The organism is Tindallia texcoconensis (assembly GCF_055383815.1).
Window position 1 is genome coordinate 2382581 of record NZ_AP042431.1, and the last position, 12274, is coordinate 2394854.

At 43.0% G+C, this 12274-nt stretch carries 11 protein-coding genes; 9 read left to right on the forward strand and 2 right to left on the reverse strand.

The window, feature by feature from the left end:
- The first annotated feature begins 298 nt into the window (after positions 1–298).
- The gene (locus ACZ47N_RS10750; RefSeq protein WP_464886559.1) at positions 299–535 is read left to right on the forward strand and encodes a hypothetical protein; all 237 of its coding nucleotides are present in this window, start codon (positions 299–301) and stop codon (positions 533–535) included.
- Positions 536–593: 58 nt separating this feature from the next.
- Here ACZ47N_RS10750 and ACZ47N_RS10755 read toward each other — a convergent pair whose 3' ends face one another.
- Entirely contained in the window at positions 594–995 is a 402-nt protein-coding gene (locus ACZ47N_RS10755) for a molybdenum cofactor biosynthesis protein MoaE (RefSeq protein WP_464886560.1), read from the reverse strand.
- A 337-nt stretch (positions 996–1332) separates the two neighbouring features.
- Between ACZ47N_RS10755 and ACZ47N_RS10760 the strand changes: the two genes are divergently transcribed.
- The 8 genes from ACZ47N_RS10760 to ACZ47N_RS10795 all read left to right on the forward strand — a co-directional run bounded on the left by ACZ47N_RS10760 (position 1333) and on the right by ACZ47N_RS10795 (position 10733).
- Positions 1333–2472, forward strand: coding sequence for a stalk domain-containing protein (locus ACZ47N_RS10760; RefSeq protein ID WP_464886561.1), 1140 nt, complete (start codon positions 1333–1335; stop codon positions 2470–2472).
- A 416-nt stretch (positions 2473–2888) separates the two neighbouring features.
- Complete coding sequence (locus ACZ47N_RS10765; RefSeq protein ID WP_464886562.1) at positions 2889–3101, forward strand: hypothetical protein; 213 nt, start codon at positions 2889–2891, stop codon at positions 3099–3101.
- Positions 3102–3251: 150 nt separating this feature from the next.
- Positions 3252–4376 (forward strand): aminotransferase class I/II-fold pyridoxal phosphate-dependent enzyme, encoded by a 1125-nt coding sequence (locus ACZ47N_RS10770; RefSeq protein WP_464886563.1) that lies wholly within the window; start codon positions 3252–3254, stop codon positions 4374–4376.
- Positions 4377–4555: 179 nt separating this feature from the next.
- Positions 4556–5824: a GNAT family N-acetyltransferase gene (locus tag ACZ47N_RS10775; RefSeq protein ID WP_464886564.1), complete on the forward strand. Its 1269-nt coding sequence runs from the start codon at positions 4556–4558 to the stop codon at positions 5822–5824.
- A gap of 546 nt (positions 5825–6370) precedes the next feature.
- A complete protein-coding gene (locus tag ACZ47N_RS10780) occupies positions 6371–6865 on the forward strand; it encodes an NADH-quinone oxidoreductase subunit NuoE family protein (protein WP_093314850.1) in 495 nt (164 codons plus the stop codon).
- Entirely contained in the window at positions 6849–8729 is a 1881-nt protein-coding gene (locus ACZ47N_RS10785) for an NADH-ubiquinone oxidoreductase-F iron-sulfur binding region domain-containing protein (protein ID WP_464886565.1), read from the forward strand. The genes ACZ47N_RS10780 and ACZ47N_RS10785 overlap by 17 nt, the downstream gene beginning before the upstream one ends.
- 4 nt (positions 8730–8733) lie before the next feature.
- Entirely contained in the window at positions 8734–10476 is a 1743-nt protein-coding gene (locus ACZ47N_RS10790; protein WP_464886566.1) for a [FeFe] hydrogenase, group A, read from the forward strand.
- A 2-nt stretch (positions 10477–10478) separates the two neighbouring features.
- Positions 10479–10733, forward strand: coding sequence for a (2Fe-2S) ferredoxin domain-containing protein (locus tag ACZ47N_RS10795; RefSeq protein WP_464886567.1), 255 nt, complete (start codon positions 10479–10481; stop codon positions 10731–10733).
- 351 nt (positions 10734–11084) lie between these two features.
- Here ACZ47N_RS10795 and hydF read toward each other — a convergent pair whose 3' ends face one another.
- On the reverse strand, positions 11085–12269 hold the full coding sequence (hydF, locus tag ACZ47N_RS10800) for a [FeFe] hydrogenase H-cluster maturation GTPase HydF (protein WP_464886568.1): 1185 nt from the start codon (positions 12267–12269) through the stop codon (positions 11085–11087).
- Between the last annotated feature and the right edge of the window lie 5 nt (positions 12270–12274).

A 12274-nucleotide genomic window follows, 5' to 3' on the forward strand; every position in this document is an offset into this window, starting at 1 on the left:
CAGCAAAGTATATGATCGGCATTTTTATGGAAGGAATCGATCAGCAGGATTTTTGGCTAATGGCTAAAGAAGCAACTAATGATTTTTATTTTATCACTACAGATACCTTTTTGACCAATAAAAATCTAGTATAGGCCTAAGCTGTAAGTCCTATTTATCTTCCTTTGTTGCAAAGAATATTTTGAATGGAGTATACTTAAATAGACATATCCTTAACTTTGTTCTAGGAAGGGTGAGGGTTATACCAAGACATCGTAAGAGATGTTTCAATAAAGAGATTTGACAGGGAGGAAAAGCAATGTGGGTAAGAAGCCAAGATAAAAAGAAAATAGGGAACTATACTGGGTTTTCAGTAACGGGTAATTGGGGAAGCGAAAAAAAGGGCGCTATTGTAGGTACTATTCCTAATAGTAGTTTTTTGGGCAATGAGACCGAGGAGCTGGGATTATACGATACAAAGGAAGTAGCGTTAGAAGAGTTGGAGAAAATTCAATCAGCCATCATGAAGGGTGAAAAAGTATACGAAATGAACTAGTTAATCAATGACAGATATGGGCAAACGTATTACAAAATGATAAATATGTTCCTGTTTCCTAGGTAGTTTCAATTTCCGTCACACACTGAGTTTTGATTTTCTCCACAAGAAACTGAAGACCATGGATCACGTTCGGCCTGATGTCACCACCAATGAGGATATACATAATATCATCACCCACTTCAAGTTCACCTTCGTTAAGCCATACCCGAAGGTAGAAAATCCCTTCTAATTCTTTTGCTTCGGCGATGGCTTTCTCCACTTTTTTGGCATCGTAGGAAAAAATCATTCCTTTTACGGAAGTACCATCATTAATCCCTTGACGCACCTGGGATTTTGGTGTCTCTCTAACGACACCATTATGAGTTAGAAACATTCCTACCTGAGTAGCACTGGAATCTCTTTTAGCTTCTCTGAGCCATTGATCCATGGATGGAGAAGGTCTCTTTTTTAGGTTCATTGTCAACACTCCTTAAATAAATAGTTAGGCGTACCAATCTAAATTTCCAGCTAAACCTTTGATCGGATGAAGATACTCCTTTACCTTCTGGCTAGGTGAAATCTCTAAGTTTTTTTAGGTCCTACAAGATAAAAATCCATTGGTATAGGAAGGGACAGTGGAGTCTACACTCTCTCTATGATAAAATGGTGTTTGGGATTTCTTTCTTGATTGTATCATGTTGCATACCGATGTCAACCAAGGAGCATCAATAGCCTTCGGTTGACAAAAACACATGCAGGAGATACAGTGAAATAAGAAAGTGATAAAAAACAATGATTTACAGGAGGTAGATAAAATGTATCGAAACAAAGGATTACTAATAACATTGGCTTTATTGCTCCTCTTTGCACAAACATCCATGGTGCTAGCAGAGGAAATAGACCAGAGTGAACCGAAAGTATGGGTAGACGGTCAGTTATTAAGGCCAGAGGTTTCTCCCACTATTGAAAGTGGCAGAACCTTGGTCGAAATGCGATCTATCTTTGAAGCATTAGGAGCCGAACTGGAGTGGGATGGGGAAACTCGGAAAGTGACCGCCCATCATGGGGACAAGGTAATGATGTTAACCATTGATCAGATGACCGCTATCCTGCAAGGCCAAGCGCATGAATTAGAAGTGCCGCCCCGCATTGTGGAAGGCAGAACCGTGGTACCTCTTCGTTTTGTTTCAGAAGCCTTAAGTGCTGACGTGAAATGGGATGAAGAAACAAGAAGCGTGATGATTACCACGGATCATGAAGAATCGTCGGTTGTTGAGGAAGTGGTACAGGAAGAGTTGCCGGAAGAGGTAGCGTCATGGATTGAAAATTCCCAAAACACCTGGCTGGCACAGGAAAAAGTGGTTGAGGACATAATGTACCTGCTGGTTACTTACGGTGAAAAGCCTACAGGTGGTTATTCCGTAGATATTCAACAGGTAATGGAATCTGAAGAAGAAATTATTGTAAAACTTTCTTTTACACAGCCTGGAGAGGATGATATCGTGACTCAGGCCATCACTTATCCTTACGACCTGTTTTCCATGAAACCTACAGAGAAACCAGTGGTTTACGAAGTTATAGGAGATGAAAGCTATGTTCCAACACTGGTAGGGCTGGAAACATTATCGCCAGTGATGGTAGAATCCCGAGGCATTAAAATCTTCAGTCCTGCACCGGAGGAAAAGGTATCCAATTCCTTTACTTTTAAAGGAATCGCTAATGTGTTTGAAGGCAATGTCCTGTACCGTCTTTCTGACGAAGAAGGAGAGGAACTGGTTTTTGACTTCACCACTGGAGCCATGGGCGACTGGGGAGCCATTGAAGAAACCATTGAAATCCCAGAAACCATAGAAGATGGAGAAACCCTGCTACTGGAATTTTTTACGGAAAGTGCAAAAGATGGAAGTATTCAAGATTTAATCGAAATACCCTTATATGTTGAGAAAACATTATAAGCCATAGAACCTAATTCAACGCCCTAAGCACTGTTTAAAAAACAAGCTGCTTAGGGTTTTTATTATCCCTGAAAAGGACATCGATTACTATAGGCATGCATCATACAATTCGCATGGAGATTCTCAGAATTGGTTTTTTGTGAATAAGCATAGCGTGTGTTAAAATGAAAACCAATGGATTAAAAGAAACGAGCAATTTTATTTTAAACAATGCCTCCTTATGCAAGTAGTCTTAATTATGCCTAAAAGTTATGGACTTCGGCATTAAACGAAGAAAACTTTCCAGACGTAGATACAAATAAAATATTCACTAATAGCAAAAATAAAGTTGATTTGAATTGACCTAAAATTACAAAATTAAACTATAATAAATAGAAAGATGCTATAAAATCATAAAAAGAGAGAGGAGACTAGGAATGAAAATAGGCATGCGTACACCCAACTTTAAAAAACGAGTAAAGGCAAGGACCACCGGGAAACTAAAGCGAAAAGCAAAAGGAGCGGTTAATCCACTGTATGGCAAGAAAGGCATGGGATATGCAAAAAATCCAAAGAGAGCGATTAAGAATAAAGTATATAAAAAAACTACCTTTGATTTGTTTAGTGTCATCAAAAAACTATTCAAGTAAAGGTGATATCGCTGGTCTTTAGCGAAATAGTTGGATTGAAAAGATAAAAATACTTGGAGACATCAGTACCTTTGTAGGATAAAAATACTGGATTGTGAGAATTAACCTTTCAGGAACAAGGATTGAAACGCATAAAGGGGGAACGGATCAATGAAAATGAGTGACTTTAAACTGGAATGTTATTTTGGAAAGTATGAATTTACCGCACCCTATCTCCTTACTCAGTCTGACTGCGAAGCTATGTCAACAGGCGAGCTGCTGGCACTGGAACCTGGTGCCCAGGAAGATTTTCTGAACCAGTGGCTGGGGTATACAGAAACCTGGGGAGATCCGGAACTGCGAAGACTTATTGCCATGCTGTACCAAAACATGACCGATGAAGATGTGCTGGCTTTCCATGGAGCTCAGGAAGCTATTTTCGGATATATGAATGTGATGCTGGGGGAAGGGGATCATATGATTGCCATGTACCCCAACTATCAGTCTGCTTATGAAGTGGCCAACTCCATTCCAAATTGTGAGTATTCCAAATGGTATATTCGGGATAAGGGCAGTCATTGGGAAATGGATTTTAACGAATTGGAATCCTTGATCAAACCCAACACAAAACTCATTGCTGTTACTTCTCCCAACAACCCCACCGGGTACACATTTACCAATGATGAAATAAAGCGATTGTGTGCTATCTGCAAAAAACATGACCTCTACCTGTTTTCCGATGAAGTTTATAAAGGCTTGGAACTGGAAGGGGAAAAGCGGGATTGGATGGCAGACCATTATGACAAATGTGCCTCTTTAGGAGTCATGTCCAAAGCTTACGGGCTGGCAGGACTCCGGGTGGGATGGTTGGTGTCAAAGGACCATGAAACACTGGAAAAAGTAGTAAAGTTTAAGCATTACATGAGTATCTGCAATTCTGCCCCTTCAGAATTTTTGGCAAAAGTAGCCTTGAAACATGGGGAGACATTACTGGAACGGAACCGTCAGATTATACGGGAAAACATCAAACAGGTAAATAAATTTTTTGACAGGTATCCTCAAATTTTTGAGAAAAAAGTCATTACCTGTGGGCCTGTTGCATATCATAAACTCCTCTTGGACATGCCGGTGAAAGACTTCTGTCAGATGGCTGTTGAAAAGAAGGGAGTACTACTACTGCCTTCTGAGATCTATGACATGGAGGACCAATACTTTAGAATGGGTTATGGTCGGAAAAATGTAGCAGAAAGCCTGGCAAAATTTGAAGAATTCCTGATAGAAGAAAAATTTGTATAGAGAAGTAAATGGTAAATGGGGTCAGGCTTGAATCATTCTCTTACGGAGGATAAAACAACATTTAACCTGAATCTGTATTCTTCGAAACAGATCTGAAGATTGAGACAAGACAGGACAGAGAGAAATCTCCTCGTATTCTCTCTGCTCCCCGTATCCGAACAAAGGAGTGAAGTCATACGATGAATTCAATCAGAAGATTGACAGAGCAAGATATAGAAGCATTCAAACCCCTAACAGCCTACGCCTACGCAGGACAAGGAATGGACAGCAAAGCCTTTAAGAAACGGGAAGAAATGGCAAAGAAAGTTTTATCCTTGGGGGAAGAAGACATTCTACTGGGCCACTTTGAAAAAGACGGAACCTTGTCAGGATCCGTGCGGCTTTTGACACAACCCCTAAATTTTCTGGGGACCGAGGTAATGGCCCTAGGCATTGGCACTTTAGCGGTGGATTTACTCCATAAAAAGGAAAAGATTGCCCTGAAACTGATGAAGCACTCTCTGGAAATGGCAGGGAAGAAAGGTGTCGCCATGTCGGTGTTAGATCCTTTTCACCTGGGCTTTTATCGAAAAATGGGCTATGGTTTGGGGGCAGAAATTAAAAAGTACCGATTAAAACCTCAACAGTTTAAGCATTATGGAACCAAAGAAGGACTGAAGAGACTTTGTGCAGCCGCCACATCGGACATGGAGGAAATAAAAGAGCTTTATGACCGGTTTTATGGACAGCATCATGGTAGTATGAAACAGTCTGACGTGGAGATAGCCGAATTGCTGGAAGGTGACCATATAATCTTAGGTTTTAGAAAGGATGGAGTGCTTCAGGGTATTCTGATGTTTGAATTTGAACAAATTGGTGAAAAAACCCTTTACGGAACCGATCTTATCATCGACGAAATGATTGCCCTGACATCCGATGCCTTTCAAGCTTTTTCTACCTTTATTCACTCTCAGGCTGATCAGGCTCGCTACGTTCTCATCGAAACCCAGGATCCTCACTTTACCCACTATTTTGAGGATGCTTCCTCCGATGATGTCACCACATTCCAGACCCGCTATCAGGAGCTGTACCGAGCTGGTGCCGGAATGATGTATCGGGTCATTAACGTAGAAAAAATGCTGAAAGTCCTAACGGCAAAAACAATTGTAACAACAAAAACATTTCCATCCTTGCGTATCCGAATAAAGGACCAACTCCTGCCGGAGCAGGAAGGTGACTATTATCTATATGAAAAAGAAGGTCGGTATGCCTATTCCCGGAAAACCAGACCAGTTGAGGTGGAATTAGAGATGGATATCGCTGATTTTTCTGCTCTGGTAATGGGAAGTGTCACGCTTCAGGCTTTGATTTTTTCCGGGAAAGCAACCCTGTCGAATCAAGAGCATACCTCTGTTTTAGAGGGGATACTGGGAACAGAAGCCTCTCCTGTCTGCATCAGTCGATTTTAACTGGATGCTTTGACAGATCACTGAAAAATATAGGATTCGTCCATGAAGCATTCAAATAAATCCATATATCCTGTGTTACTTATATGCTTCCAACAGAAATAATTGCTTTATCTAGCACAAAATCAACTATTTGCTTAGAAGGATTCGTCAGATAGAGGCAAATTTTCTTTAGAGATCCAGAATCTTGTACACACGGTATGTCAAGATTTAAAATAGAACACAGGGATTGACAAACAGGGTAAGAGACGATAAGATACTATTGTTAATTATATAACAAATTAGTGACGAAATTTTTGTCACCTAGGGAAATAAGCAAAATTCTTGGATTCTGGTGGAGTTTTAATCTATCAGAGGATTAGAATGCCTTATGGACAGCCATAACCCTGCTTAGCTCTCTCTTGTAGAAGAGTGAGCCGTTAAATGACGCCATGGATAGTTAAAAAAATAACAAGCTTAGCATCTCAGGTAAAAAACATGGAGGAGTTGACTGAATCCCTGAGAAAATAAACCATGCGGGTCCCGCATGAACACAAGGAGGAGATTGTAATGGAACAAGTACAAAAAGAAACGCTTGACAGGATTCTGGAATCCTCGGATTCCGGAAACGCTGCGCTCATTCCCATTATGCAGGAAATTCAAAGCGAATATCGCTACCTTCCCCGCTATGCTCTGGAGTACATCGCTGAAAAAATGGACATCAGTATTGCCAAAATTTACAGTGTAGCCAGCTTTTATGAAAACTTTTCTCTGGAGCCAAAAGGTAAATACATTATCCGGGTGTGTGACGGTACTGCCTGTCATGTGCGTAAATCCATTCCTATTTTGAATGCACTAAGGGCCAATCTGTCCTTAACCGATGAAAAGCACACCACTGATGATATGCTCTTCACCGTGGAAGCAGTGTCCTGCCTTGGGGCATGTGGTTTGGCGCCAGTGATAGCTGTGAACGAAGAGATGCATGCAGCTATGACGCCGGAAAAAGTACAGACTCTGTTAGCAGATCTCAGAAAGGAAGGTGACGCAGATGAATCTAATTGCTGATAGGCAGTCTCTGGTTGACGTCAGAAAAAGCTTTAGGGAGCACTTATCCCTTGAAACAAAAAAAATACTTGTCTGTGCCGGAACGGGCTGTGTGGCTGGAGGTGCTAATGTGGTTTTTGATACCTTCAAAAGGCTATGTGAAGATCATGGAATTAACTGTTCCATTGAGCTTGGTCATGAACTGGAGCATGAAAGCATCGGTCTGAAAAAAAGTGGTTGCCATGGCTACTGTGAAGTGGGACCTTTGGTACGTATTGACCCTGCCGGCTGGTTTTTCATGAGAGTCAAGCCAGAGGATTGTGCAGAAATCATTGAAACCAGTATTATAGGGAATCAGCCGGTTGAAAGGCTGTTGTATAACGAGAATGGTATGACTTGTGATACCCAGGAAGAAATTCCTTTCTATAAAAAACAGACACGGCTTGTCCTTTCAAATTGTGGGCATATAGATGCTGAATCCATTGAGGCGTATATTGCTAATGACGGTTATAAAGCACTGGAGCTGGCTCTCTTCGAAATGACGCCAGAAGAGATTTGTCAGGAAATGAACCAAGCGGAACTCAGAGGCCGGGGTGGTGGTGGATTCCCTGCTGGTACCAAATGGCAACAGGTGAACCGTCAGAAAGAAAAAGTGAAATATGTGGTGTGCAACGGAGATGAAGGAGATCCAGGTGCCTTTATGGACAGAAGTCTTATGGAAGGTGATCCCCATAGAATCCTTGAAGGCATGATGATTGCAGGTATTGCCACAGGAGCAGAGGTAGGATATATCTATGTGAGAGCTGAATATCCTTTAGCCGTTAACCGATTAAAAAATGCCATTAATCAGGCGGAAAAATACAACCTTTTAGGCAAAGGGATTCTAGGAACAGAGTTTCATTTTAAGATTCATATCAGCCAGGGTGCTGGCGCTTTTGTATGCGGAGAAGGTAGTGCTTTGACAGCTTCTATTGAAGGAAACCGAGGGATGCCTCGGGTAAAACCTCCTCGTACCGTTGAAAAGGGACTCTTTGGAAAGCCTACGGTGTTAAATAATGTGGAGACTTTTGCCAATGTACCGGTTATTCTTACTATGACGTCTCAAGCCTATAAAGAGATAGGCATCGAAAAAAATTACGGTACCAAAGCCTTTGCCTTAACTGGTAATGTGAACAATACGGGTCTGATTGAAGTGCCTATGGGTACCACCATCAGGGAAGTGGTATTTGATATTGGTGGCGGGGTGAGAGATGGTCGTGAGTTTAAGGCTGTACAGATTGGTGGACCATCAGGAGGATGTCTCACGGCTCAGCACCTGGATTTGTCTTTAGATTTTGATACTCTGGTGAAAGCAGGTGCCATGATTGGTTCAGGTGGTTTGGTGGTCATGGATGACAATACCTGCATGGTAGAAGTAGCTCGCTTCTTCATGAATTTTACCCAGAATGAATCCTGCGGTAAATGTGTTCCCTGTCGGGAAGGTACCAAGGCTATGCTCCATATATTGGACAGAATTGTGGCAGGAGAAGGGGAAGAGGAAGACATCGATACCCTCCTGAGCCTTGAAGAAACCATTTCAGAAACGGCTTTGTGCGGTTTGGGGAAAACAGCTGGTTCTCCCGTAGTCAGTACCATTACACATTTTAAGGACGAATACCTGGCTCATATTCTGGATAAAAAATGTCCAACCCAAAATTGTGAGGCTTTGGGTCGTTATTATATTGATGAGTCCTTGTGTCGTGGGTGTACCAAATGTGTTCGTGGCTGTCCAGTGGACGCCATCAGTGGTGAAGTGAAGAAACCGTTTCATTTGGACGAAACAAAGTGCATCAAATGTGGTGCTTGTGTACCGTTATGTCCATTTAAAGCGATCTTGGAGGGATGACAAAATGAACAACAAAAATCATGATAAGAAATGTATGTGGGTAGATGGCCGTCGAGTGGATTACACCGATGAAAAAAATGTGTTGCAGGTAGTACGCAAAGCGGGTGTTGAGCTGCCTACCTTTTGCTATTATACCGAACTATCCGTATTTGGTGCTTGCCGGATGTGCGTCGTGGAAAATGAATGGGGAGGCGTAGAGGCTTCCTGTTATACTCCGCCTCGGGAGGGTATGAAAATTAAGACCAACACCCCTAAGTTGCAAAAGCACAGAAAGATGATTCTGGAGCTGTTGTTGTCTTCGCATTGTCGTGATTGCACCACCTGTTCCAAGAATGGGAAATGCCGCTTGCAAGAGCTAGCGTTGCGGTACAATGTAAGCAGAGTTCGGTTTGACGGCGGAAATGGCTTCAGGCATGATCATCCTGTTGATCGCTCCAGCCGGGCAATTACAAGGGATCCAAACAGATGTATTCTTTGTGGGGACTGTGTTAGGATGTGTGATGAAGTACAAAACGTAGCAGTCATCGATTTTAAGGGAAGGGGATCAAAGATGACCGTTAGTACGGCTTTTGAGGAGCCCATCGCCAACACCCCCTGTGTGAGCTGTGGTCAGTGTGCGGCTGTTTGTCCAACTGGTGCCATCGCCGTCAAGGATGACAGAGCTGCTGTGTGGGAGGCTATTTACAATGAGGACAAGCGGGTTGCCGTCCAGGTGGCTCCTGCTGTGCGAGTGGCTCTGGGGGAAGAGTTTGGCCTTCCGTCTGGAGAAAATGTCATGGGTGAAATGGTGGCGGGTTTGAGAAAGTTGGGCTTTGATGAAATATATGACACCTCTGTTTGTGCGGATTTAACAGTGATGGAAGAGGCTGCAGAATTAAGAAAAAGGCTGAGTAGCGACGAAAAACTACCTATGTTTACTTCTTGCTGTCCTGCTTGGATTAATTACGTGGAAACAAAATACCCAGAATACAAGCACCACGTATCTTCCTGTAAATCTCCCATGCAAATGTTTGGGGCTATCTTGAAAGAACACGCTGAAAGCATGAAAAAGGTAGATAGTCGAGAAATAGTCAGTGTAGCAATTATGCCTTGTACGGCCAAAAAACAGGAAGCCGCTCGGGAAGAATTTAAGCGTAACGGCGTTTCAGATGTTGATTATGTTATCACCACTCAGGAATTGGTCCTTATGCTTAAGGAAGCCGGGATTGTTTTCAGTCAGTTGGAACCAGAAGCTACGGATGTTCCTTTTGGCATCTGCAGTGGAGCTGGCATCATTTTTGGTGTGACAGGCGGTGTGTCAGAAGCGGTGATTCGCCGGTTAATGGAAGACAAAAGCAGGGAAGCAATGATGGACATATCCTATACAGGTATCAGAGGTGTAGAGGGTGCCAAAGAAGCAGAAATTACATTGGGAGAAAAAACCATCCGAATAGCCGTCGTCCACGGGTTGAAGAATGTAGATGACGTTATTAAAAAAATAAAGGCAGGCACTGTTCAATACGATTTTATCGAAGCCATGGCCTGTCCCGGTGGCTGTATCGGTGGTGCTGGTCAGCCCTATGCTCTGCAAAGAAATACTCGGGAACGTTCTGGAGGCCTATACAAAGCCGATAAATTATCACAAATCAGGCGATCTGAAGAAAATCCCATTATCATGCCATTATATAGTGGATTATTGAAAAATAAGGTTCATGAACTGCTCCATGTAGAATACAGTCAGCCCAGCAACGGTATAGAGGAGGGGTAAGAATGACCATTATTCATGTGTGTGTAGGAAGTGCATGTCATCTGAAGGGTTCTTATAATGTTATCAGTGCCATGCAGGAAATGATTATTCGGCACGGAGTGGGTGATCAGGTGGAAGCTAAAGCCTTGTTTTGCATGGATCAATGTGGCCAGTCTGTTTCGGTGAGAATTGGTAACGAAGAGACTGTGTACTCTCTTACGGAAAATGAAGTAGAAGGGTTCTTTGCGGAACAGATTGTGACACGGTTTAAGGAGTAAAATAATTCTCTGACGGGTCCTAAAACAAGCAAAAATCATTTGCGGAAAAAAGCCCCACTCCAACATTGGTGTGGGGCTTTTTCTTAAGGTGCTGAAGTGCTGGAAGTGCTGGGGTCAGGCTTGAATAATTTACTTATGTACTTACGGATTCGGATCGAAGACAATCATCTCTTTAGTCGTTATTGTCATTACCATAGTTGTTGGAAGTGAGTAAGGGCATCTCCTAAGGGGTTCTCGAAAAAGAGTTATGATCCGGATCCGTACTTCTCTACAGCCTTAGTCTTAGCATAAGCTGAAAAAGGACAGGAAGAAACATCTGCGTGTCAACCTGGCATATCCATCTGACTGGTATTAAAATAGTTCCGTCGATCTTGGAAGAATGCCGTTTAGGTATGCGAGGATCACACCGTAATTGGTGATTGGCACACTCTTCTCCAGGCACATATTCACCCTGCTCTGCATCACTTTTCGGTTCAGCATACAGGAGCCACAGTGAATAATCAGGTCATACTGACCATAATCCTCCGGAAAGTCCTGGCCCATCCTAAAATCATACTTCAGTTCCTTACCTACATGCCGGTTCAGCAACGCTGGAATTTTGACTCTGCCGATATCTTCGTGGGAATGATTGTGGGTGCAACTTTCACTGATGAGTATTTTGGAGGTCTCGTTAAGCCGGGGGATTGCCTTCACCCCCCTAAGAAACGCATTTAAATCTCCTTTGTGGCGGGCAAAAAGGATGGAAAAACTCGTAAGCGGGATCTCTGGAGGCACCCGTTGGTTTACTTTTTTGAACGCCTGTGAATCCGTTACTACAAGATCAATTCCTTTCAGATCCTCAAGGGCATCCTCAAGTTCTGTGTCGCGTACCACATAGCTTTTGATGCCGTGGTCTAGGCAATCTCGTATCAGCTGCACCTGGGGCAGAATGATGCGACCTTTTGGCGCTTCCGAATCTATGGGTACTACCATGACGATGGTACTGCCATAAGGTAGCAGGTCACCAAGGATAGGTGGATCGGATTCTTCCTGTTGCAGCCGTTGGATCAGCTGGTCCTTGAGTTGCAGGAGGTTTTCGCCTGTGGAGGCAGACACAACCATCGCGTTTGGGTGGAGGGATTTGGCTCTTTTCAGTTCTTCGGCGTCAACAGCGTCCATTTTATTTAGTACCGTTATATAGGGAATACGATATTTTTTAAAGCGACTGACGGTATCGTGATAAGCGGATAAATCATAATCGGTAACGTCCAGGACATAGATGGCAAAGTCCGTTCGCTGAAGGACCTGGATGCTTTTTTTCATGCGCAACCCACCCAGCTCCGTTTCATCACCCATACCGGCAGTATCAATGAACAGGACAGGTCCGAAGGGAAGAAGCTCCATGGATTTTGTGACGGGATCTGTGGTTGTTCCTCCGATGGCTGATACAATCGATACGTTCTGACCAAGGATGGCATTAAGCAGTGAAGATTTGCCAGAGTTAGTCTTGCCGTAAAGAGCAATATGTTTTCTGTTGGATTGTGGTGTCTGGTTCATAGCAG

Excerpts from the sequence above, each read along its gene's own strand:
- ACZ47N_RS10755 (WP_464886560.1), bottom strand. The coding sequence starts at position 995 with ATGAACCTAAAAAAGAGACCTTCTCCATCCATGGATCAATGGCTCAGA.
- ACZ47N_RS10760 (WP_464886561.1), top strand. The coding sequence starts at position 1,333 with ATGTATCGAAACAAAGGATTACTAATAACATTGGCTTTATTGCTCCTC.
- ACZ47N_RS10775 (WP_464886564.1), top strand. The coding sequence starts at position 4,556 with ATGAATTCAATCAGAAGATTGACAGAGCAAGATATAGAAGCATTCAAA.
- ACZ47N_RS10790 (WP_464886566.1), top strand. The coding sequence starts at position 8,734 with ATGAACAACAAAAATCATGATAAGAAATGTATGTGGGTAGATGGCCGT.
- ACZ47N_RS10770 (WP_464886563.1), top strand. The coding sequence starts at position 3,252 with ATGAAAATGAGTGACTTTAAACTGGAATGTTATTTTGGAAAGTATGAA.
- hydF (WP_464886568.1), bottom strand. The coding sequence starts at position 12,269 with ATGAACCAGACACCACAATCCAACAGAAAACATATTGCTCTTTACGGC.
- ACZ47N_RS10780 (WP_093314850.1), top strand. The coding sequence starts at position 6,371 with ATGGAACAAGTACAAAAAGAAACGCTTGACAGGATTCTGGAATCCTCG.
- ACZ47N_RS10795 (WP_464886567.1), top strand. The coding sequence starts at position 10,479 with ATGACCATTATTCATGTGTGTGTAGGAAGTGCATGTCATCTGAAGGGT.
- ACZ47N_RS10765 (WP_464886562.1), top strand. The coding sequence starts at position 2,889 with ATGAAAATAGGCATGCGTACACCCAACTTTAAAAAACGAGTAAAGGCA.
- ACZ47N_RS10785 (WP_464886565.1), top strand. The coding sequence starts at position 6,849 with ATGAATCTAATTGCTGATAGGCAGTCTCTGGTTGACGTCAGAAAAAGC.
- ACZ47N_RS10750 (WP_464886559.1), top strand. The coding sequence starts at position 299 with ATGTGGGTAAGAAGCCAAGATAAAAAGAAAATAGGGAACTATACTGGG.